The organism is Candidatus Hinthialibacter antarcticus (assembly GCA_030765645.1).
GTDB lineage: Bacteria > Hinthialibacterota > Hinthialibacteria > Hinthialibacterales > Hinthialibacteraceae > Hinthialibacter > Hinthialibacter antarcticus.
In genome coordinates, this window is sequence record JAVCCE010000072.1 from 1 (window position 1) to 23,312 (window position 23,312).

Annotated in this window: 20 protein-coding genes; 12 read left to right on the top strand and 8 right to left on the bottom strand. The window is 47.5% G+C overall.

Annotated features, from left to right (window positions below):
* Positions 1-160 precede the first annotated feature (160 nt).
* The 5 genes from P9L94_17835 (at position 161) to glnE (ending at position 7,128) form a co-directional block, all read left to right on the top strand.
* Positions 161-2,068 carry a cation-translocating P-type ATPase gene (locus P9L94_17835; GenBank protein ID MDP8245948.1) on the top strand — a complete coding sequence of 636 codons (1,908 nt, stop codon included), beginning with the start codon at positions 161-163 and terminating at the stop codon, positions 2,066-2,068.
* A gap of 73 nt (positions 2,069-2,141) precedes the next feature.
* Positions 2,142-2,348, top strand: coding sequence for a sulfur carrier protein ThiS (gene thiS, locus P9L94_17840; protein ID MDP8245949.1), 207 nt, complete (start codon positions 2,142-2,144; stop codon positions 2,346-2,348).
* A 21-nt stretch (positions 2,349-2,369) separates the two neighbouring features.
* Positions 2,370-3,158 (top strand): thiazole synthase, encoded by a 789-nt coding sequence (locus P9L94_17845; protein ID MDP8245950.1) that lies wholly within the window; start codon positions 2,370-2,372, stop codon positions 3,156-3,158.
* Positions 3,158-4,225 (top strand): thiamine phosphate synthase, encoded by a 1,068-nt coding sequence (thiE, locus tag P9L94_17850; protein MDP8245951.1) that lies wholly within the window; start codon positions 3,158-3,160, stop codon positions 4,223-4,225. Before P9L94_17845 ends, thiE begins: the two co-directional genes overlap by 1 nt.
* A gap of 23 nt (positions 4,226-4,248) precedes the next feature.
* On the top strand, positions 4,249-7,128 hold the full coding sequence (glnE, locus tag P9L94_17855) for a bifunctional [glutamate--ammonia ligase]-adenylyl-L-tyrosine phosphorylase/[glutamate--ammonia-ligase] adenylyltransferase (protein MDP8245952.1): 2,880 nt from the start codon (positions 4,249-4,251) through the stop codon (positions 7,126-7,128).
* Between the two features lie 14 nt (positions 7,129-7,142).
* Here glnE and P9L94_17860 read toward each other — a convergent pair whose 3' ends face one another.
* The 4 genes from P9L94_17860 to P9L94_17875 form a co-directional block, all read right to left on the bottom strand.
* Positions 7,143-8,681, bottom strand: a complete 1,539-nt coding sequence (locus tag P9L94_17860) for a hypothetical protein (protein MDP8245953.1) — start codon at positions 8,679-8,681, stop codon at positions 7,143-7,145.
* 178 nt (positions 8,682-8,859) lie between these two features.
* The gene (locus P9L94_17865; GenBank protein MDP8245954.1) at positions 8,860-9,198 is read right to left on the bottom strand and encodes a PadR family transcriptional regulator; all 339 of its coding nucleotides are present in this window, start codon (positions 9,196-9,198) and stop codon (positions 8,860-8,862) included.
* 1,001 nt (positions 9,199-10,199) lie between these two features.
* Positions 10,200-10,646 (bottom strand): D-aminoacyl-tRNA deacylase, encoded by a 447-nt coding sequence (gene dtd, locus P9L94_17870; protein MDP8245955.1) that lies wholly within the window; start codon positions 10,644-10,646, stop codon positions 10,200-10,202.
* Positions 10,647-10,691: 45 nt separating this feature from the next.
* Positions 10,692-11,327 carry a hypothetical protein gene (locus tag P9L94_17875; GenBank protein MDP8245956.1) on the bottom strand — a complete coding sequence of 212 codons (636 nt, stop codon included), beginning with the start codon at positions 11,325-11,327 and terminating at the stop codon, positions 10,692-10,694.
* Positions 11,328-11,484: 157 nt separating this feature from the next.
* Between P9L94_17875 and P9L94_17880 the strand changes: the two genes are divergently transcribed.
* The 3 genes from P9L94_17880 (at position 11,485) to P9L94_17890 (ending at position 14,490) form a co-directional block, all read left to right on the top strand.
* Complete coding sequence (locus tag P9L94_17880; GenBank protein MDP8245957.1) at positions 11,485-12,462, top strand: tetratricopeptide repeat protein; 978 nt, start codon at positions 11,485-11,487, stop codon at positions 12,460-12,462.
* Complete coding sequence (locus P9L94_17885) at positions 12,452-12,886, top strand: hypothetical protein (protein ID MDP8245958.1); 435 nt, start codon at positions 12,452-12,454, stop codon at positions 12,884-12,886. Before P9L94_17880 ends, P9L94_17885 begins: the two co-directional genes overlap by 11 nt.
* Positions 12,887-13,080: 194 nt before the next feature.
* The gene (locus P9L94_17890) at positions 13,081-14,490 is read left to right on the top strand and encodes a hypothetical protein (GenBank protein MDP8245959.1); all 1,410 of its coding nucleotides are present in this window, start codon (positions 13,081-13,083) and stop codon (positions 14,488-14,490) included.
* Positions 14,491-14,493: 3 nt separating this feature from the next.
* On the opposite strand, the gene P9L94_17895 is transcribed toward P9L94_17890, so the two are convergent.
* Complete coding sequence (locus tag P9L94_17895; GenBank protein ID MDP8245960.1) at positions 14,494-15,612, bottom strand: LptF/LptG family permease; 1,119 nt, start codon at positions 15,610-15,612, stop codon at positions 14,494-14,496.
* Entirely contained in the window at positions 15,612-16,742 is a 1,131-nt protein-coding gene (locus tag P9L94_17900; protein MDP8245961.1) for an LptF/LptG family permease, read from the bottom strand. Before P9L94_17900 ends, P9L94_17895 begins: the two co-directional genes overlap by 1 nt.
* A 147-nt stretch (positions 16,743-16,889) precedes the next feature.
* Here P9L94_17900 and P9L94_17905 point away from each other — a divergent pair, with 147 nt between their 5' ends.
* The 4 genes from P9L94_17905 to P9L94_17920 all read left to right on the top strand — a co-directional run bounded on the left by P9L94_17905 (position 16,890) and on the right by P9L94_17920 (position 21,083).
* Positions 16,890-18,500, top strand: coding sequence for a hypothetical protein (locus tag P9L94_17905; GenBank protein MDP8245962.1), 1,611 nt, complete (start codon positions 16,890-16,892; stop codon positions 18,498-18,500).
* Positions 18,493-19,509: a TIGR01212 family radical SAM protein gene (locus P9L94_17910; GenBank protein MDP8245963.1), complete on the top strand. Its 1,017-nt coding sequence runs from the start codon at positions 18,493-18,495 to the stop codon at positions 19,507-19,509. Before P9L94_17905 ends, P9L94_17910 begins: the two co-directional genes overlap by 8 nt.
* Positions 19,510-19,513: 4 nt before the next feature.
* A complete protein-coding gene (locus P9L94_17915) occupies positions 19,514-19,828 on the top strand; it encodes a DUF971 domain-containing protein (protein ID MDP8245964.1) in 315 nt (104 codons plus the stop codon).
* Positions 19,829-20,066: 238 nt separating this feature from the next.
* Positions 20,067-21,083, top strand: coding sequence for an endo-1,4-beta-xylanase (locus P9L94_17920; protein ID MDP8245965.1), 1,017 nt, complete (start codon positions 20,067-20,069; stop codon positions 21,081-21,083).
* A gap of 78 nt (positions 21,084-21,161) precedes the next feature.
* On the opposite strand, the gene P9L94_17925 is transcribed toward P9L94_17920, so the two are convergent.
* Both P9L94_17925 and P9L94_17930 read right to left on the bottom strand, forming a co-directional pair.
* Complete coding sequence (locus P9L94_17925) at positions 21,162-21,965, bottom strand: hypothetical protein (GenBank protein MDP8245966.1); 804 nt, start codon at positions 21,963-21,965, stop codon at positions 21,162-21,164.
* Between the two features lie 79 nt (positions 21,966-22,044).
* Positions 22,045-23,220 carry a Gfo/Idh/MocA family oxidoreductase gene (locus P9L94_17930; GenBank protein ID MDP8245967.1) on the bottom strand — a complete coding sequence of 392 codons (1,176 nt, stop codon included), beginning with the start codon at positions 23,218-23,220 and terminating at the stop codon, positions 22,045-22,047.
* Positions 23,221-23,312 lie beyond the last annotated feature (92 nt).

Sequence of the window (23,312 nt, forward strand, 5' to 3'; positions counted from 1 at the left end):
AAAGCCCGCACTGAAGCGAGCAGAGTTGTACCCATGCCATACACAGCGAAAGATTAAGTATTGATGAAGAGGCTTCTATAAATCTCAATTCTATTTGTGAAAAAGTATCCAAATACCGGATGAACCACAAAAAACGTGATCGGAGCCATTTTTTCCAGACATGTCACAAAAAGACGGACACTCTCACTTTCATTTTATCGTAGGCAACTCTGAAACGCTTCTCCTTACCTTGTCTACGATGCTCTTATTGCTCGCCGCAGGGATGTACTTTGCGGTTGGCGCAGGCATGGTATATCACTCCGTTCTATTTTTATCCGTTGTTTTGTCGGGTTGGCGGCTGGTTCCAAAAGCATTCAAAAGCGTCAAGAAATTTCGTTTTGATATTTATGTATTGATTATCGTTGCGGTGATCGGCGCTTTGTTCTTAGGCGAATGGTTTGAAGCGGCGTTGGCGTCGTTGCTATTTTCTGTTTCCGGCTGGCTTGAACACTATTCGCAACACCGCGCGCAAGATTCAATCCACGCGCTGCTCTCACTCACGCCGGATACGGCAACGGTTCTTGCAGAGGATCGTGAAACAAACGTACGGATTGAAGATGTCGCGCCTGGCTCAAAGGTATTAATTCGACCGGGAGAGCGGGTCCCGCTCGATGGGCGCGTTATTGAAGGCCAGTCTTACTTGGATGAAAGCCCGTTGACGGGCGAATCAAACCCTCAGGCAAAAGAGAAGGGCGATTCTGTTCTTGCTGGGTCAATGAACCAGGACGGCCTGCTGGTGATTCAAACCGAAAAACCGTTTCAAGATTCGATTATTTCAAACGTCGCCCGCTTGGTTGATTCAGCCAAACGACAACCGACCGAAATTGAAACAACGGTTGAGTCGTTTGCAAAATATTATACGCCTTTGATTTTGGTGATCGCGTTATCGGTTTTTTTAGCAGGAAGCCTTCTGACCTATGATTGGACGACCTGGTTCTACCGAGCGTTGGTTATCTTGGTGGTTGGCTGCCCCTGTGCATTTTTGATTTCGACTCCAGTGGCGATGTTAGCGGCGCTGTCGAATGCGGCGCGGCATGGCGTGATCATTAAAGGCGGACGCTATCTCGAAGAAATTGGCCGGGCGCGCTCAATCTCGTTCGATAAGACGGGCGCTTTAACCGAAGGGCGTCCGCAGGTGAGTTCGGTTTCTCCGCTGAATGGGTACCAAGTCGATGACGTGTTGCTCGCGGCGGGCGCATTGAGCCAGGGATCGACTCATCCGTTATCACGTTCCATCTGGGAGTATTCCAGAGAGCGCATTCATACTTTCCCTGCAACGAGCGACTTCAATAATTTACCGGGCCGGGGGGCCGCCGCATCTATTAACGGGATGCCCCATTGGCTCGGCAGTTTGCGCCTTATGCAAGAGCAGGGCGTTTGTACGGAAGAGCAAGCCAGTCAACTCCAGCAATCTGAAACAGGCGGTAAGACGCTGGTGGCGGTTGCGAAACAAGCGGGCGCCATTGGGGCGATTTCGCTTTGCGATCCGGTGCGCAGCGATGCGGTTTTGGCCTTAGAGCGCTTGCGGGAATTAGGCGTTGATCAAATCGCCATGTTGACGGGCGACCGTCGCGAAGCCGCGTTAGGCGTTGCGGAACAACTACGCATTGAAGAAGTCCACGCGCAGCTTCTTCCGCAAGATAAAGCAGAATTGATTCAATCGCAAACGCTCAAAGCGCCCCCATCCATCATGGTCGGCGATGGGATCAATGATGCGCCTGCTTTGGCGTCGGCGAGCGTTGGCGTCGCGATTGGCGCAAGAGGATCAGATATTGCGATTGAGTCCGCGCCGATAACTCTGTTGGCGGACGATTTGACCCGCATCCCTTGGCTGATTGGATTGAGCCGCCGTACGCGCTCGGTGATCCATAGTAACATCGCAATTGCGCTTGGCATAAAGTTCGGCTTTGTATTGATGGCCGTAATGGGAGCGTCTGCATTATGGGTCGCTGTTTTGGCGGATGTCGGCGCCGCTCTATTGGTAATTTTAAACAGTATGAGATTATTGCGCTGGAACAATGAAACGTAAGATTATAGATTGCCTTGACAAGCCTTCGCGTCGCCGATAGCTTCAATATATCATCCAATGAAACGCTGAAACCATGATAACGATCCAACTCAACGGGAAACCAAAAGAGATTCAACAAGACTGTACGGTTATGCAGTTGCTGGAACAGCTTGCATTGCATCACAAACGAGTTGCGGTTGAAATTAACCGTGAAATTCTCAAACGCGATGCGTATGAAGAACATCGCATTAAAGACGGCGATGAGATTGAAGTTCTCCAGTTTGTCGGCGGGGGATCATAACTTACCATTTGAGGAACCATCATGACGCAAACGAATACAACCATACCACAAGACGATCCTCTTAAAATTGGGGACATCACCTTACGCTCGCGCTTGATTGTCGGCACGGGGAAATACAAAACCTTCGAAGAAACCGAACAGGCGCTCGAAGAGTCGGGAACCGAAATGGTCACCGTGGCGCTGCGCCGGGTCGATCTTGGCGCCGACGACCATTTGCTTAACCATATTGATCCCAAAAAATATATCATTCTGCCGAATACCGCCGGTTGTTACAACGCCGAAGACGCCATTCGCGTTTCGCGGTTAGGCCGGGAAATTGGTAACTCCAATCTGGTCAAACTTGAAGTTTTGGGCGACCCCGATACGTTGTTGCCGAACCCGTTTGAAACGCTGAAAGCGTTAGAGGTTTTAGTCAAAGAAGGCTTCACTGTAATGACCTACACCAGTGATGACCCGGTCGTCGCCAAGCAGCTGGAGGAAGCCGGGTCTGCGGTGGTGATGCCGGCGGGCGCTCCGATTGGCTCCGGGCAGGGAATTCTCAACCGCAATAATATCCGCATTATTTTAGAACGCGCCAAGGTGCCCATCATAGTGGACGCGGGAGTTGGTACGGCGTCTGATGTTTCGCAAGCGTTTGAACTTGGGTGCGAAGCAGTGTTGTTGAACACGGGCATTGCCGGTGCTAAAGACCCAATCCGTATGGCGCGCGCGATGAAACTTGCCGCATTGGCGGGGCGCGATGCGTATCTATCGGGGCGCATTCCGAAAAAGCTGTACGCAAACGCGAGCAGCCCTGATCTCGATTTTTAATGAACACTCCTCACGATTCAGGATTATATCGTTTGATTGACGCCAATGCTGACCGCACAGCGGAGGCGTTGCGCGTCGTCGGCGATATTGCCCGTTTTATTTTAGACGATCAGGAGATCGCTGGTCGTTGTAAGGCGATCCGCAGCGAGTTTTGGGCTGTCTATGCGTCAGTCCCTGGGCTTCAACAAAAAGGGCTGGCGAGCCGGGACAGCGTTGGTGATGTCGGACGCGAATTTCCCTCCATCGCCCATCAAGATGTTAGTCAGGTATTGAAATCAAACATTCACCGCGCACAAGAGTCGCTTCGGGTTTTGGAAGAAGCGTTTCGTTCGATTGACCAAGCAGCGTCGCAAAAAATTTCGACCTTTCGTTATCAATGCTATGACATTGAGCCACCGATGATGCAAGCAATGGACAGCTGGTCATTACAACAGAAATTAGATTTCGGTTTGTATGTCGTATTAGGCAGCGAATTTTCGAATGGGCGTGATTTTCTCGAAGTCGCTGAAAAGGCGATGCGCGGCGGAGCGGGCGCGATCCAACTGCGCGATAAGCAGATGGGCAAGCGTGAACTACTGCAATGGGCGAAGCGGCTGAGAGAACTTACCGCGCAATACGGCGCGACTTTTATCATAAACGATCACATTGACATTGCGTTGACGGTTGAGGCGGACGGAATCCACTTAGGTCAGGGCGATTTCCCAATTGCTGAAGCGCGCCGCATCATGGGGCCGCGCTTTATTATTGGCGCATCGACTCACTCGGTTGACCAGGCAAAACAGGCCATTGATGAGGGATGCAGCTATTTCAATGTTGGGCCGGTTTTTTCGACGCAAACCAAAAAATTAACCATCACTCCCGTCGGGCTTGAGCTTGTGCGCGAGATATCCTCACAGTTTGAGTTTCCTTTCACTGTGATGGGGGGAATTAAACTGGAGCACGTTGGGTCGTTGATCGAATGCGGCGCGAGAAGAATTGCCGTTGTGACTGCGGTCGTTGGCGTTGATGATATTGAAGCAGCTGCGCGCGCATTTTGTGATGAAATTGCGCAGCATGTCAAATCTTAGATTGTATAACAGGCCAACCCATTGTGAATGATTTTGTCATTACGCTTCAAAACAAAGTCCTTCAAGTTTTGTCGGAACTCGGTGCTGCGCACGGCGAACAAGAAGATGATCTGCAACGCTTCCTGAGTGCGCTTGTTGAGTTTGCGCCGAAATCCGCGAACAGCGTGAACCTTCACCCGGAGTTAATCGCTTCTCTGTTTACTTCCGGCCTCTCAAAAAGGCGGCGCCGCAAATCATACGTCTCGATACTATCGGCGTGGCGGGAGCGTATCGACGACGCTGAGTTGTCTCTGCGCCGTTTTCATCGCTCGGAGCTGATCCGTATCGCTATCCGCGACCTATGCGGAATCGCTGGCATTCAAGTTATTACAAACGAACTCGCTTTGCTCGCAGACGTTGTCGTGTCGGATGTCTATGACCGTCTGTGGAATGAGCACGTATTGAAGCACGGTGAGCCGATTGGAGAATCTTCGGGCGAATCGTCGCGGATGTGCGTCATTGGCATGGGAAAGCAAGGCGGCTATGAGCTGAATTTTAGTTCTGATATTGATGTGATGTTTGCTTACGAAGAAGATGGTGAGACGGCGGGTGGGCCTCAGGGCAAATTAGAGAACCGCATTTTTTTTACCAATTTTGCGCAAGAGTTTTGCGACATACTGACGCGACCGACGCCAGACGGATTTTTATATCGCATTGATACTCGACTGCGTCCTGAAGGCGGTAGCGGCATGTTGGCTACGCCGCTAATGGCTGTCGAAATTTATTATCATACCTACGGTCAAAATTGGGAGCGGCAAGCGTTAATAAAAGCGCGCCCCATTGCGGGCGATGATGAAGTGGGCCGTCGCTTCATGTCGCTAATTACGCCGTTTACCTATCGGCGCTTGGTTGATGATATTGAAATCGCCGATGTATTGCGCGATGTAGACCGCTTGCGGATTCGTTCCATGCAAGAAATCGGCGAAGAGAAGCAGCGAGTTAATTTTAAGAACGGCTACGGCGGCATTCGCGACGTTGAATTTTTTGTGCAAGCAGTGCAGATGCTGTATGGACGCCAATATCCAGAAGTGAAGCTTGCTGGCACCTTGGTATCGTTGCAACGCATGTTTGAAAGCCATTTGTTGCATTCAAGCGACTATGAGACGCTGACAAGCGCGTATCAGTTCTTGCGGCGCATCGAGCACCGGATGCAAATGGTCAATGAGCAGCAAGTCTATGAACTGCCCGCTGACGAAGAAGAACGCGCCCGACTGGCGCGTAGTATGGACTATGAGAATTACGCCGCTCTCGAAGCCGATTATCAAAAAATTACAGCGAACGTACGCAAAATATACGAAGGCGTTTTTCAACGTACCGAGTGGGAAGACCCTTCCTCTCTGATAATAGAAGCGGAGCGGGTTACGCCTGAAATCGAAGCCCTGCTGGGGGAATATGATTTTGAAAATCCCCGTCAGGCGTTTAGCTTTTTAAAGGCGTTGCAAAAAGCCAGTGAGCCTCATCTTCAACCCAAAACAACCCGCTTGTTCAAAGCAATCTTACCGCGATTGCTGCATATTCTAAAAGAAAGCCCTGATTCGGATATGGCGCTGTCGAACTTCGAAAAGCTGATTTCCAACTTTCGGGCGCGGACAGCGTTGTACGAAGAAATGAATAACCAGCGCTCGGTGTTTAACCTGCTGGTTTCGATTATTAGCTGTAGCCATTTTTTAACGCGCCTAATTTTACGCGACCCGTCTTTGATGGAGACGCTTGGTTCGGAAGAACTGCTTGAAACGCCGATTGTCGAAGAGACGTTGCAGCGCCATTTGACGCTAATTCAATCAGCGCACCAATCAGAAACATTGCGCGATCACTTATTGCGCGTACAAAACGCGGCGATGTTTCGCAGCGGCGTGCGCTTTATTCTCGGAATAACCGGCGTCGAGCAAACTGGGCGCGATCTCGCCCAAATCGCTGATTTTGTTTTGAACCATTCGTTCCAACCGGTTACAGAACAGCTAACAGAGCGTTTTCCAACTTTCACCCGGAACTGTTCGGATAATGTTGCGGTGATTGGATATGGCAAGTTGGGAGGCCGTGATTTTAATATCGCCTCTGATTGCGATATTGTGTTTGTGTATGAAGAAGGGAACTGTGACGGCGAAGTCGGGGCAGGTGAATTTTTTCATCGCTGGGCGGGAAAGTACGTTAATTATCTCGAATCAAAAAGCGCATTGGGGTTTTTGTATAAACCAGACGCGCGTTTGCGTCCACACGGGCACAACAGTCCAATGGCTTGCAACTGGGAGAGTTTTACTGATTATTACGAGAACCATGCGCAGTTATGGGAGAAGATGGCGCTGTCTCGCGCGCGCTGGATTGGCGGGGCGGATTCTCTGCGAGCGAAGCTATCGGATTTTCAGCAAAAGCTATTGTTTCAGCGGGCGTTACGACGAGACGAATTTGAAGCGATTTTAGACATGCGGCGAAAAATTGAACAAGAGAAACAATCCGAAGTTCTCAAAGCGGGCCCCGGAGGTTTGGTCGATGTCGAATTTATCGCCCAGACATTATTATTGCACTATGGCTGTACTCACCCGGCAATACGCTCAACGGCTACCATCGAGGTCATTCGGCTTGCCGCTAAGGAAGGCCTATTGGATGAGCAAGCGGCGAGTCCACTGATCGAATCATATTTGTTTCTGCGGGAAATTGAGAATAGGCTGCGAATTGTTAACAATGTTTCAATGGACGGCATCCCAAAGCAGCAGGATGAACTTGAAGAGCTAACGCGTCGTTATGCGCTGCGCCTCGATACGGAGAAGCCTACTCCGGAAATATTCTTGCAGTGGATCGCAGAGCACACGCACCAAGTGCGAAAAATTTTCAATCAGTTTTTTAATGAGCAAATGAACCAAGCCTAGAGTGATTGTGCGCTTTAACGGCGTTTTGATCCCATAACCATCCGGCTAATTTTCTTTTTCTTCGTGGGGGTGATATTGGTCGGCGTATTGGTGTCAATCGAGGTTCGGTTTTGCAGCTGTTCATCTACTTTTTGGTGGATTGCTTCTTGGTCTTTATAGCGCTGAATCGCTTGTCCAATCATGTTGTGTTGAACGTCAACCAGTGATTGTTGTGAACGTACGACATCCATTTTGCGACGCTGTTGTTCAATTTTTTGTTGCAAGCGTGCTTTTGCTTTAAGCATTTCTTGATATTCAGGAGAATTGGGGTCCATGGTTTCTGTTGCCGCCGCGATATCTTTTGCCATTTGCTCTAATTCGCCTTGAACCGCACGAAATTCTTGCTCGAAAACCTCTCCCATATATTTCAACATGTCTCCATGTAGGTTAAGAATAATGCTTTGCTTTAAGCGAACGCTATGTTGAAATCCCGGTACGCGGTTGAAATCAAATGCCACGGCGCTTCTCGCTCGAGCGTAATCACCGAGGCGGGATTGAATTTTCTGAAGAATTTGCGGAATCGCTTTTCGGTCCATTAATCCAATTTTCACTTGGATTAAACAGCGTAGCAATTTAGGCAGTTCTAAGAGAACCGGACGGTCTCTCATGTGGCCTTGTACCAACGCTTCCACATGTTTTAAGTCGTCAATTGATCTTTCCATCGAAAGTTTTGCGCGGTCTTTTCTTTCTTTAAATTCGAGCGCTTTCGGCGTGTCTCCAAAGCCTGCGCGCTCTAATTTAGTCAGAAAGTAATTGGTCATTTCTAACAACAAATAGCCGGTCGTTTCGCTGTATTGGACCACGTCGTATGCTTGGTCCAAAATCATGGTAAAAAACGGTTTTATTGGATCTTCATCATCCATGTCTGTGGAGCGGGAACGGATGGATTTGATTTCTTCGGGGCTAAAAATCAGGCTGATTTCTTGCCGTAGAGCAGGTTGTACATTCGATTTTGATTGAGTTGGGGCAAAAAAATGGAACAGCCGGGTGCGAATTGAAATAACGCCGTCGGTTTTTTGCAGGCAAAGCTGATTATTGATATCAAGCATTGAGGTAAAGACAGCGGATACTTCTTTAATGCTTTTACCTTGGATTTGCTCATCTATATTGTCTAATAATTCGTATAATTCTTTCCGTTTTTCTTTGACCAGGCGAAGTCCATCTACTTTTTCGCCGGTTTCGGGGTCGAGATCTTCTGCATTGTCGAAACTTAAGTCTTTAAAAATTAAGTCTCTAACTGTTTCATGTACGTTTTGGGTTGCGGTTAATTCTTCTAAGTAGTGTTTAGATTTTTTCTCTTTTAGATCTTCGAGGGGCTCTTCGTCCTCGTCGTCATCAATGGCTCGTTCTTCGGTTGGTGCTGATTCTTCTATATTCGCATCAGTCGAAAGATCATTAATGAAGTCAAGGTCTAACTCTTCAACTTCAAGAGGGTTAGACGGTTCCCCCGCCTCTAAATCCAACGGGTTTTTTTCAGGGCTAGATTTTGCTTGTTGAAGTAGTCTCTTTTTCATATATCAAATCTTTAATTTAGGTTAAATTAATGGTGATCGACCCACAATTCACAAAGAACAAAGGGAAGAGTATTGCTTATTTTCAATGCTATATGTCACCTATAACAATTTTAGCACAAACCTCACAGTCCAAAAGTATTTTCTGAACTTATTTGCAAAAAGTCTCTCTATTGGTTGGTTATTCTGGTGAAGATTTCTCAAGTAGCATATTCATAGCGCGTGAAAAAAAACTCCACTCTCGGGCGCTTTCTTCCAAAAACTTTTTTCCCTTGGTCGTTATAGAGTAAACCTTTACATTCGGTTTATTTTCCCGCTCCTCCCACTTTGATTCTATCAGGCCCTCTTTCTCGAATTTGTGCAGAGAAGGGTAGACAGTGCCCTCAGCGATGCTAAAGACTCCAAGGCTCTTATCCTCAAGTCGTTGGTTAAACGCATACGCATGGCACGGCCCATCGTTGAAAATGCTGAGGATAATTGGTTTTAAGTGGCCCTTTAAAAGTTCGCGATTGAATTTCATTTATGTACCTTACAATAAAAGGGGTTGTAATGCAAGGTGTGTTTTTGCTGGGATTTTCTTGCATTTTAGCTTTGGGCTGAAAGAGTATGGGTTTGTGCGCTCATGCCTTGCCTTGGTGGCTACGAGGTGGTATTGGCTGGGATTTATATGCTCTTGCTCAGGCGTAATTGTGTTGAAAGGTATGGTGGTTTGTTTGTTATGAGTAGAGGGCGGGGTGAAGTGCTGAGGCTCATATGAATTCTTTTATCTACTGGACTTAGTCGAGTTTAGTTTATCTTTGTGGGCGCTTGCTTCGCTGGTGTTGCTGTGGTATTTTGTTTTCGTAGTGGACTTAGTTAAGTTGAGTTTTGTCTTCGCCTCGGTGGGGATTGGTGAGTTATTTACGCGTTTCATGGTTAATATTGTTTATATATCTGTTTTGTATGGAGTTATGATTACTGTGTGGTAATACTGCTTAAGTGTTGCTGGCTCGAGATGGTTTGTTTTTAAGGTTAAGTATGCTTATCTAGAATTTACTTTAATTTAAGTGGATTTTTATGATGGATACTGCTGTTTTAATTGGCAGGTTTTTGCCTGATTTATAAAATTATAATGAATAATTATTCTCGAAAACATCGCTTACGGTCCACATAGATATGCTTGAAATTGACACGGCGAATCCTTCTGAATGATTTCATATCCTGGTTTGTTAAAATACTTGATATAATAAGTGCAGATTAATGAATTGATTATAAACATTATGAATTGCGGAATACCTGATTACCTAAGGTTATGTTGCTGGTTGTGGCCTCGTTTTTATATTATGTAATTATAATAAACGAATAACATGATAGATTTTATTATTCATTCCTTTGAAGAAACAAAAATCGCGTAGATGAGGCAAGGGGATTGAGGGGGTATAGAAGTTAAAGTGAATTATTAAGAAAAGTTCATGTGTTTTATATGTTTTGGTTTGAAAAAGCGTAATATGTGTTAGGGGTGTAGTCTTAAGTGCATGTTAATTAGATGGTTTTGGAGTTCAGTTCAATCGTGACAGGGCCATCATTGACTAACTCAACGTCCATCATGGCGGCGAAGCGCCCTGTTTCAGTACGGACGCCTTTTGAGCGGCAATAGTCTACTGCCTGGTTGTAGAGTTGCTCTGCTTTTTGGGGTGGAGCGGCGGCGTCAAAATTTGGCCTTCTTCCTTTGCGGCAATCAGCGAACAGCGTGAATTGAGAGACGATGAGCAACTCTCCCTGAATATCAAGTAGCGACTTGTCGAATTTTCCGTCTTGATTTGCGAAAATGCGCAGATTACAAAATTTATCAACCAGCCATTTCATGTCATCAGCGCTGTCGTCTTTGGCAACGCCAAGTAGTACAAGCAGTCCTTGACCAATCTGACCAACCATCTCTCCATCAATTGTGACAGACGCGCGCGATACGCGCTGTAAAATCGCTTTCATTGCAATTCATCTCCAAAATAGGGAATTCAGCGGCAGGGAAGTCGGTCAGCGTGATTTTTCGATTTCGAGTTTTTTTTCTTGCAGGTAGATAATTTTTCCCGGCAGTTCGCGCAGCAGCCGTTCGGCTTTGATTCGGTTTGCGGTGTTGGAATATGTGCCTTGCTGGTTATGGATGGCTTGTTCATCCTGACGAACGCGATTGAGAATTTCCTTTGATTGGGCGATTTCTGAATCAAGCGCTTTGAGGTCGGACGATTTTGTCTGAAATTCGGTCAGAAAATCATCTTTCTCTTTTGAAGGCAAGAAAGGCTTGCGTGAACCTTGCACCGAAGACGTAGATGGCACGACATTGACGGTTTTGGGTCTGGGCGTATATCCGCTTTTCTTTAACGGTTTGCTTGCTTCTTGTTTTTTAACCAATTGGTCGAGCATAAAGATCAACTGAGGGATGCGTGATTCCGGCGGTCGTTGAATCGGACTGGGCTCTCCACTGGGGGGAAGCGCGGAGGGACCGGGCATTCCAAGAGCGGACAGCATTCCACCGTCATCCTCTTGATACATCTGCCGGAAGCCTTCGATCATCTTTTTGACTTCGGGGTCCTGGCAAGCGATATGCTCTCCACGTTTGATTGCGGATTGCAATTTATCTTCGAGGATTTTTCGGCGTACAAACTTGCTCATGGTTCGTCCCTCATGTAATCTCGGCTAAGATGCCGCGAATCCTGGACAATGTATTGTCCGATTCCGTTGATTGTGGTTAAATGCATGTATATTCTCCACATCTTTATTAATCGGCCTCAATCGCTGAATATTAAATCTAGGGTAACTTGATAATCGTATGAAATCCACTTATTTTTCTTCAGCTCTTTCTGGAATCATGGCTGCGACCTGCTGCGGCGTTTTGATGGTTGGCTGCCAAACCCAGGAAACGAACCTATTTAAGCAGAATATCCATGACTCGCTTGAGCACTATTATGATGGCGAAAACCTCGAACGGCAGCGGGATTTTGACGGCGCCGCAGAGGCGTATAAAAAGTCCATTGAGATTTCTGCCAGACCGCGCGCGTATTATCGGCTCGCAATGGTTACGATGGCCGAAGGCGACTATCAGTCAGGAGAAGCCTATTTGCGCGAGGCCGTGCGGCTAAGCCCATCTTTCACGGAGGCGCAGCAACGCATTGAAATGCTGCAGGAGAAAAAGGCGAGTGGAGACACAGACCCCGCCTCTCCTTGGGGGCCGCGCGCAGGCGACGCGGCTTCGGCGGATGCACCTCAAACTGAAGTGAATCCCACGCCTCAAACTCCAGTTGTGTCTGAGCCTTCAGTAGAAGAAAACACGGCTCCAGCCGCAGCACAGATTGATGCAAATCAAGAGGCGAGCCAAGCGTTCCAAAACAAAAATTGGCAACAAGCGTTGACGCTTTACAGTCAGCTGGCGGAGAGCGACCCCAATAATGCGCTGTTTCAATACAGGCTTGGATTTGTTCATCAGCAAATAGGGAAGCCCAGTGACGCGGCCGCTGCCATCGAAAAAGCGGTTGAACTGAATCCCGCTTTTGCTTCTGCGTGGAACGATCTCGGTATTGTTTATGAGTCGATGGGGCGTTCTAGTGAAGCGGTTGGCGCTTATCAGAACGCCATCGCAAAAGGGCCTGAGAACAGCGCTTATTACAATCTCGCCGTCTTGATGGAAAAACAGGGCGAGTTTAAAGAAGCCATTTCGTTGTATGAGAAATTCATAGCGTCTGAGAGACCGGGCGAGTTTAAAGATCGCGCTGAAGCCCAAATGACGAAATTGAGGCGGTATGCCTACTGATATGGCTGCAACCAGCAGTCTTGCTCAATCACGCTTACTTGACGTTGTTTTGGAAGCGCAGCGGCTTCTCGAGCGACGAATGATGCGCATCAGCCAGGCCGTAGATGGGGTTGCGCTATCGATTGCGTCAGTGCGAAAGCATTTTGGCGAGGAGATCCATTTCATGTTGAAGAACAAGTTAGGCCTCACGAAAAACCAGGCGCAGAAACTATTTTACGATTACAAGAACAAAGGGAAAGATGAAGACCCGGAAAATGGCTCCAAAGATCAGCAACCGGGGCAGCCTGAGGAGCAAGGGAACGTCGAGCAGAAGATTTCGATGATTATGAATTACATGCATGATACTTCCACCAAATTAGACCAGATTGAAAAAGACATCTCATACCTAAAAGAGCAAGTGGACCGGATTCTAGAGAAAATCTAGAATCCACAGTTTCATTGATTTATCCACCAGTTAAGTTTACATAATATATATTATGCGAATATGAGGTGCGGTTTTTTAATCCGCCTCTGCAATGAACTTTCTGTCTTTTTTCATTCCTTTCTCCCTTTAAAATCGTAATACAGAACGAATACTATGGATTGCAAATCCAGATAGATACCGTTGAGGAGCGTATAATGAGAGTTTGGGTTTTCCTGTTTGCAGTTGGGTTCTTGATTTCACCTGCTTTTTCAGAACCAACCACCGATTTAGCCCAGCATGACGCTGAGACGAAATTAATCGTCTTGCAAAATCCCTATCTGCAGGTGTTTCTTTCCTACGATAACCAGATTCACTTGCAGTCAATTACATATAGCAACCAGCCCTTCCTGCGGGTTCCTGATGGCGCTTCTTTTCCAACAGGCTCAAGGCTCAAATTGTATAAGAAGCATCCCAAGGAATCGCGCGAAGAGTATGCCCTGCCAAATAAATATACCGCGCAGGTTGTTTCGGATGGCGAAAAATCAAAGATTGATATCCAAGGCCAGGATGGACCGGTATTCCAAATTCAGAGTTCTTACCTCTTTAAGCAAAACGAATCAACGCTTTATATTGAATCCAAAATCACCAATCAGTCTGACGAGACGATTGAATTTTATCCCAGCGAAGAAAATGTCTATAGCACCGAATTCGGCGTTAGTGGGATGTTAAATCCTTATTTTCGCTTATATGCACCGGTTTCTGATGAGATTTCTTCTGTCACGGATATGAAATTTCTATCTGGAAGTCCTGGAGATAAGCAATTTAAACTCGATAAAGATAAAGGGATTTTTGAATTGAAGCATGAACGCCGTGGAGCGGAATTCATGTTTACGAGAGATGAAAACTGGCTTGCTGCGGCTACCGTTCGCGATATTGTTAAAAAAACAGGAATGGTGTGTAGCGTCGATTATAAATTCAATAAACCTCTTGAAAATGTTAAAGATAACGTGATAGTCCTCTTAAGCAATTTTAGCAAGGATAATAAAATATCTACAGACAAGCAGGGTGTGCTTCGAGGTATTAAACCGTTATCAACTCATGTCACCTATGTTCATGGAAAAGTGCGGTTAGCGGCGGGTGAATCTATCTCCTACAAACAAACTTGGGGGTTGGGATCAAGCATTTTACCGATAACGACTGTAGAAAATGGGATTGCTTATTTCAGGCGCCTGGAAGCGTATAAAGTTGAGAACGGCTTTGCGCTGTTTTCGATTTCAACCAACCCCGCTAAAGGTACAGCGGCGTTTCAATGCGTTGGCGATGATGGACTTCCCTTCCGAACGGATACAGTCGTTGTACTGAACCCATTAAATCCTGGCATGGGAACGACGGAAGTCGAAGCCAATCTCCCACTGGTGGTTTCCAGTAATTATAATTTTGGCATCGTTCTGCCCGCAACTGCACCGCAAATAGCAGAATTAAGAGGATTTGCGACGCAAGAAACCCCGTCGATTACAAAATCATTGCGGTTTGTGATTTTAGACCCGGAGACTGATGAGCCGATCCGCATCATTGATGAGGTCGAAGGCCCTTGGAAGGATTATGCCCCAGGAGTGATTAAATAGAGGTCAGATCGTTTTTTTCAGCCGCCAGAACAGATAGACGGTTAAAAACATGCAGATAAAATTGGCTGCCCAAGAACCGACCCAGGGCTGTATAAACCCCGTTTTCGCAATACTGCTCCCCAACATGAGTACCATAAAATACGAAATAGCGGCGAGCAGCCCCAGCCCGACGCCAGAGGCTTGGCTTTTAAGGTTGGTTGTCAGGATAAACCCATAGGCCATTAGACCTAAAAAGAAAACTGAAAACGCAAACGCGTCTTTGATGCGTAAGTGAATTAGGTATTCTCGCGGGTTTTCTCCCATCGCTGTGATTTCAGACACAGTGCGAGACAAATCTGAGCGGGACATTTTTTCAGGGTCGCTGCTGACCTGCGAAAATTCCACTAATTTGCTTGGAGTGCGGCCAATCATGTAGGGGTGTTCTTCAAACTGCTCTCTGAGAATCGAGCCGTCTTCTTGCACATAATGGGCTTGTACGTTATACAGGTTCCAGGCGCCCGCCTCAGCGTTATAGCGGGCTTGCTCGGCGTCTAATCGGGCCGAAACAGTTTCTTGCTCTCCACGGAACTCAAAGATGGTCAGGCCGTATACGACTTGGCTGTGGGGTCGGTATTCTTGGATGTGAAAAACCCGTCCCTCTTCCCCGTAGAGCCAGAATCCCTGCATGGTATCCAGGCTTCCGGTGTCACGGTTCATCTGGATCAACATTTCCGCTTTTGCAGAGAACCGGCTGCTGACAAATTCGTTCACGAAATAAAGTCCGGCCATAATGACCAACAAGAGGCCGATTAACGGCGCCGCCAGGCGATAAGGATGATAACCGCCGACGAATAGCATCAGCATTTCATTGCGGTGTACCATGCGGCCTATCGCAAGTACGACGGACAGAGTGACGATAATGGGAGACGCTTTGGCGATTTCATGAGGAATACAAAGCAGAACGTAGGTGAGTCCCGCAAAAAAAGAGAGATCGTTTTCAATGATTTCTCCCAATTCATCGAACAAAAGCAAGACGAAGGACAACGAAAAAAACAGCGCCGCCATAAATGCGAGCGACTGCAATAATTCAAACAAGATCAAGCGATCTACTGTTTTTATGCCCCATGTACGGCTTCGGATCATCACAACCGCCTAAATCGGTTTAGTAAATATAATGCAAAAATTGCCGCGATGAAATTCGGAGTCCACAGGCCGAGCCAGGGAGAAATCGCTCCATCTTCGACCATCGTTTTGCCGAAATTCAACAGGTTGTAATAGAGAAAAATCACTAAAATGGTGAGACCATAACAGGATGAGCGTTTTCCATAGCCGGACAGCATTCCCAGCAAGGAACCGATCACTGCCATAATCAAGGCCGCAGCGGGCAATGAGTAGCGCCGGGATTGCTCCATTTGCATTTGTTTGGCTTTTTTGAAGAACCAGCGTTTGGTTTTTTCGTTTGTTTCTTGGTCATATCCCTGCCAGAGTTCGGCTGTTTTGTGTTTGAGTTCCGCCCCGCTATAGCGTTGTTCTTCCGGCCCGGTTCGGGCGAACTTGTTGAGTAAGGCCGGGATGCCGATCGAAAAGGTCATGCGGTCGAAGTCGATCAAAACGTCGCGCTCTGGATGCGGCATTTGGTGCAGACGCCCGTCATCCAGCGTGAATGAGATACTGCTGTTTTCGGGAGAGTATCCGATGGATGCGCTTGGTGATGAAATCACTCCGGCGATGCGTCCGTCGCGCTCTTCAAATAGTTTGAGGTGGCTCATTTTGCCGCCATTGACGCCGCGCGCGGAGATAATCATGTCGCCGAGATGAGAAAATTGGCTGGGACGTATGCCGGCGGTGGCGGCGTTTTTGAGCACGTCCGCCGCTGTTTCGCGGACAATACGCAAGCCTTTGGGAGCGATGCGGTGGCCCCACCAAAGCAACATCATGGTCAATATTAATCCTAAGATGATCGCCGGAACCAACAATTGAAAGGGAGAATACCCAACTGAGCGTAATGCAGTGAATTCATTTTCTTGAACCAGGCGCCCATAGACCATCATGGTTGCCAACAAGACCGCCATCGGCAGCGTCAACAGTATTATGGATGGCAGTAAAGAGGAAACCAGTTCGATTGTGGTCGTCATCGACGCCCGGCCCGCAACCAGAAGTTCGGTCAGGTTGAACAAGCGCCGGAGAAGAAAGACAAACGTGAATAGCACCACGCCTTCACCAACGGCGCCGAGTAATTCTATAAACGTGATGCGATGGATGAGTTTCAACATAGTCGCTCTAGATCAAGAATCCCTGTAAGACTGTAACCGCCTGCCCGCTCAGTTGGACGGCCCGGTAAATGCGTCCACTTGGTAGATGGGAATCTTCTTCATTCGGGTTCGCTTTCCGCAATAACTTCAATACGGTATCCTACTGTTGTGAGTAGACAAATCCCAGCGATTCAACCCAAATTGATTCTCTTAGCGGCAGTTCCCTGTCTGGCGTTTGCAGCATGGTTCTATTCATTTTCTTTTGGCCTGGTTGATGATGCGTATATCCCGCTGGTTTATGCGCGCAATTTTCTGGCGGGACACGGCATTGTGTTTTACCCCGGCGGCGAGGAAGTGGAAGGGTTCACAAGCCCATTCTGGTTTTTGTTAATGGCGCTGATGGGTTTGTTTGGCGCCCCACTGCCAAGCGCGGCGAATGTGGTTAGTTTGATTTGTGGTTTTCTCTCGTTGCTTTCAGTTTTCTATATCTATCGCGATTTGTTTTGCGAAAATTCTCAATTCAATCTATGGCCCATGCTGGCTGCTGCGGCTTTGGCGTCAGATGTTGGTTTTGCTGCATGGTCTTCGTCAGGGCTGGAGACTTCCCTGTTCGCGCTTGTTCTTCTTTGGTTATTTTGGTTGTATGAAACAAAGCGTCCTGCCTGGGCTATTTTTTTATGCCTGCTGGCGGCTTCGTTGTCTCGCCCCGAAGCGGTACTTTTTATTGTTCCAATCAGCATTGGATTGTTGCTGCGCGGGAACTGCAAGAAGGCGCTGGTTTCAGGGCTGATCTTTTGGTTGCTCCCTCTCGTTATATTTGAAGTGGGGCGTTATCTCTATTTCGGCGTCTGGCTTCCCAATACATTTTATGCAAAACACGACTTTGGCGGGTTGCAATTATTGCATCGTGGTTTCAGTTATTTATACACCTTTCTGGTTCCGCGCCCATTGTTATGGATCGCGACTTTGTGGCTGCTGTTTTCATGGGAAGACCGAAAGACGGCCTTGCGCTGGTGGGGGTGGATTGGAGTCTATGTGATTGGCGTCGTTGCTGAAGGCGGCGACCATTTTGCCCTGCACCGATTTTTTGTTCCGATTTTACCGCTATGGACGATGGCTGCCGTTCGAGTGATTCAAATGGGCTATCAAAAATTATTGCAATACGTCGCTTCCAGCAAACATCAAAAATTAAACGTCGTATGCGTTGTGTTGGCTGGGCTCAGTTTGTATGCGTATTCATGGCAATTATTCCATTATGAAGATCGCGACGCCTATCGGTTTTCGACCGGCGCCCGGCGATATTTAAGCGAAGTCGAATGGACAAAAAATTGGCTCTTAATAGGAGAATGGCTTAAGCGACGCTATCCCGAAAATACTGTAATTGCTGTGACGACTGCGGGAGCGATCCCGTATTCGAGTGAGTTGCTCTGCATTGACATTTTTGGACTCAACACACGAGAGATTGCTCATACGCCGGTCTCTGACCGGGAACGTCTCTACGCCGGGCATGAAAAAAGCAACCCGGACTATGTATTCGGGCGAAAGCCTGCGTTTATTCAGCTATTTCCCCTTCTGTTCTTTTCCTCGCGTGAATATCCTTTTGCAGGAGCCTATCACAGCGAAGATGCGCGGCGGGAATGGCTTGAATCAATGTTAACATTTCACGCGCAGATTGATTTGTGGAACCATTCAGCGTTTCAAGAACAATACGCGTTTAAAACTTTGGAAACCGAACACGGGTTCATCTCTATTTTCGAGCGGAAGGATTTTTATGACTGAGGCGCGCTACTTTCCATTCAGCGCCTACTTGAAAGAACGCTTCGGCGAACGCGTTCATAAAGTATCGATTGACGCTGGTTTCACATGCCCCAACATCGACGGCCTCAAAGCGGAGGGCGGTTGCACCTATTGCAACAACGAGGGCTTTAGCTATAACTCCCGTCGCATGATCCGCCCCATCCCGGAGCAGATTGAAACGGGCGTCGCATTTATGCGTAAACGTTTTAAGGCGAAAAAATACATTGCGTATTTTCAGGCGCATACCAATACCTACGCGCCCGTGTCGCAACTCAAAGCGGTGTATGACCAGATTCTTCCGTATGAAGAACTGGTTGCATTATCGGTCGGGACGCGCCCGGATTGCATTTCAAACAAAGTTCTCGATTTGTTAGAATCCTACAGCGATCAGCGCGAAGTGTGGGTGGAATACGGCCTGCAAACGACGCATAACGAAACATTGAAGCGGGTGAATCGAAAAGATACCTACGAGCGATTTCTGTGGGCGATTGAGCAAGCCGAAGGGCGCAATCTGAAAATCTGCGTCCATGTGATTCTTGGTTTGCCGGGCGAGTCGCATGAAGACATGATGCTGACCGCCGAGCGCTTGGCCTCGGTTCCTTACGATAGTCTGAAAATTCACCTGCTGCACGTGATGAAAAATACCCAGATGGAAGACGAGTACCGACGCGGGTTGGTGAAGATGTTTACCCTTGAGGAGTACGTCCAAGTGTGTTGCGATTTCGTCGAGCGCATCCGGCCCGAAGTGAGCATTCAGCGCTTGACGGCAGACGCGCCGCCCAGCGTATTGGTCGCGCCGGAATGGTGCCTGGAACGTAAGCATGTCATCAACAGCGTTGAGGCGGAACTCGAGCGCCGCAGCAGCCGCCAAGGATCGGCGGTTGATCCCGCTTGGTTGAAAGACCAATCATGGCGTAAACTTGTCAGTAACGGTTCGGCAGAACCCGTCGCCGAACCCGACCATACCTTACCCATCTTGCAAACGGCATAAAACTATGGAAAAAATTCAACCTCTCTCAATCAAACGCCAGGGCGATGATGTGCTCATTATCGAATGGAGCGACGGCGAAACGCGATCATATAGCGCGAAAGAATTACGCCGCAAATGTCCCTGCGCATTGTGTATGAAAGAAGAAGAGCCGCGAGACCCAATGTCGCTGCCGGTCTTATCAAAGAAAGAGACCGAGCCGATTTGCGTTGAGCAGTTGGTTCCTCAAGGCCATTACGGTTATCTGATCTATTTCAGCGATGGTCATAACACCGGGACGTACTCCCTGCCCTATCTCAAAGAACTTGGCCAAAAAGTTTGACTTAAAGCCATCTCAAAATACCTATCAAATGGCACGGGTACAACTCTGCTCGCTTCAGTGCGGGCTAATTGCCCTGCTTCACAGGCGCTCGCAGAGTCGCACCCATGCCTAAATAGGTGGTCAAAACCCAAGAAGGCGTTAGCTTATATCAAACTAAATATGCTTGAGATGCCTTCTTGGTTCTTGCTGAATTCTTCATTTTTTGAAACAATGGCTCATCTCATCGTTGGGGGACGCAATGAAACGAAATGCCTTCTTTCTACTTCTCATCACTTTCTCACTCATGAATTCAAATGGTGAGACGCTACGGGAACTTGCCGAAACGCGTGGAATCTATATTGGCTCTGCGTCGAACTTGCGGCTTCAGACTGATAAGCAATACGCCGATGTCTTGGGGCGTGAGTTTAGCATGATGACGCCGGAGAACGATTTTAAATTTCATAAGACGCATCCTGAAAACGGGCGCTATACATTTGAGAGCGGCGATGCGTATATCCAATTTGCAGAAAAACACAATATGCAAGTACGTGGTCACGCGCTCTTATGGCACCAGGCGACGCCCAAATGGGTGACAGAAGCCGAATGGACGCGAGAGAGTTTGTTAGACCTTATGCGCGAACATATTCAAACAGTGGCAGGAAGATATAGCGGGAAATTATACGCGTGGGACGTCGTCAATGAATATTTCGAACAAGACGGCAGCGTACGTAAATCAGTCTGGTCAGAGACCATCGGCGCCGACTATATGGAAATCGCGCATCGAACCGCGCGTGAGTTCGATCCCACAGCAAGATTAATTGTCAATGATTTTGATATTGCAAAAATAAACAAAAAATCTGACGCCTTGTATGAATGGGTGAAAGACGCCAAGCAGCGCGGCGTTCCCGTCGATGGCGTCGGGTTTCAGATGCACGTCCCATTTAATTATGATTTTGATGAAGTTGAGTTTTTAGCAAACTTACAACGCTTCGCTGACTTGGGTTTGGAAATACACATCACTGAACTGGATGTTCGCATCAAAGAACCGGTAACGCCTGAAAAATTACAACAACAGGCAACATTATATGGGGATATTTTACGCGCGTGTTTGAAACAGCCTGCGTGTAAAGTATTCGTCATGTGGGGATTCACTGACCGCTCATCTTGGATTCCCCGGTTTTTCACTGGATTTAATGATGCGTTGATTTTTGACCGGGAATATAAACCGAAACCAGCGTATCACACATTGAAAAGCGTATTCGCGAATAAAAATTGAAGTGACATCTTTGGTTGCTGAGATTGCCGCGTCGGTCTGCGGTCTCCTCACGATGACACACTTGTTACGGGATGCTCTCTACTCTTTGCGTTTCGCTTGAGTCATACGGCGGGATGAGGACGACTCATTATCTTGAAGTTTTGGTTCTTCTGGTTCCGGTTGAAATTCTTGTTGGTTTTGTTTGACGAATTCCTGCAATTCTTTCACGGATTTTGCGACATGGTCGAGTTCTCCCTGCCTCGATTCAAGCCGCGTCTGAAATTGACTGAGACCGTGATTCATCTGTTGGTAATTTAATTTCTTAATTTCATTAACATTAATCTGGCCATCATTTAATACTTTCATGGTTTGTGCGACAAACATCATCTTTTCCGGGTCTTTTACTTGCAGTTGTTTCAATAATGTCCGCATAAATTCTTTGACGTTGGTTGACAATTCTGCGCTGATTTCTATTTCTCGTTGAAAAATTGTTTTCTGGAGAATCATAACCGTTAAACATTGTTTGATATAATCAATTATCATGGCCCGATGGACGGAGGGATCGAATGAATCATCCGAAACGGTCTTGGTGAGATGTAATTGCGTTTTTAAAAATGCATCAATTTTTTCATGCAATAAAGATTGCTTTGCGTCTAAAAATGACCTCTGCAGGTTGCATTGTTCTTGAATTTGAGGGCCTTTTTTTTGTTGGACTAGCCAATCTAAATACATTTTTGCGCGAGTGATCGAGGATTGGCTAGACTCGCGGCGTTCTTCGCCGTCTATCATTAACTGATCTGCGATAAAATCAGCCTTATTTCTATATTTTTCGGGTAGGCGTTGTTCAATAAAGCGGATTAAAATTCTCCGCACATTATTATAAGTGACTAATCGTTCATTCATTCCAACCAGGCCTCGGCAATCAAGAAAATAAAAGGGCGGCTTGCGCCGCCCTTATTCTACAACATGAGTTATTTAAGTTCTATAGGTCGACCCAAACGCCGCCCTTTTGGCTGCTTTCAACGGCTTTGGTAATAAAGTAGATTCCATGTCGACCGTCATCAACCGTGGCGTATTTTGAACCATCGGCGCCCTTGTACGTTCCGGCTTGATAAGCGCGGACATCGCTCTCAAAGCAGCGGTGCAAGCGGGCAAACGCATCGTGGAACGCTTCCGGGTGTCCTGGAGGAATGGTGGGTTCCGCCATGAGGTCTTCGGGCAGGTCGCCCAAAAAGCCGTCATTCGCTGCAACGGCGCCGCGCCAATAAACGCGATCCGGTTGGTTCGGCAGACGGATTTCAACCTTTTCGGGTTCTTCCTGGCGCCAGATCAGTGAACCTTTCGTTCCGCAGACTTCGAGGCCGAGATCATTGAGGTGGCCGATACTGATTTGCGATGCGCGGCATAAGGCTTTCGCGCCATTATTTAATTCGCAATAGACAGTGAAATGGTCGTCTAACTGGCGGCCTTTGACGAATGTTTCCAGGTGTCCCATCACTTTGACGGGTTCAAGCCCAGTGACGTAGCGCAGTTGCATCATGGCGTGGGTGCCGATGTCGCCGCCGCAGCCGGACAAACCAGCGCGCTTGGGATCAACCCGCCATTCAGCCTGTTGGACGCCCTGGTCTTCCGTACGGTCCGCCAGCCAGCCTTGGGTGTAATAAGAGTCAACCCAGCGGACATCACCCAGTAAGCCGCTTTGGACAATATGGCGAGAGAGGCGGCTGGTCCAATGACCGAGGTAAGTATGCGCGACGCAAAACGGAATGTTTTTTTCTTTGACGATTTTGACCAGTTCGTCTGATTCCTCTAATTTTACGGTAAGGGGTTTTTCACAAAAAACAGGAATCCCTTTTTCAAGGGCTTTTTTTGCAGGATCAAAGTGAACGAAGTTTGGCGTGACGATCAGAATATAATCGAGTCCTTCGCCTTTTGGTTTCTTGCTCTCTTCATCGAGCATTTCATCGTAACTGGTGTATCCCTTGATCGGGTACGCCCAGTTTTCGGCTTCCTTCATTGCCACCTCTGGATCGGGATGCAATGCGCCCGCAGTGACGCGGCGGGTTCCGTCAAAAAAGATGGCTTTTTGATGAGGATTCACGATGAAAGCGCCTCCGCCTCCACCAACAAGCCCCACATTTAATGGACGATTTGACATGATGCTGTTCTCCTTTCAACCAAAATGATTTTGGAATGGTCTCCCCTTTGAAAAAGGCTTACTTATAGTACCAATACTGGAAATGAAATATA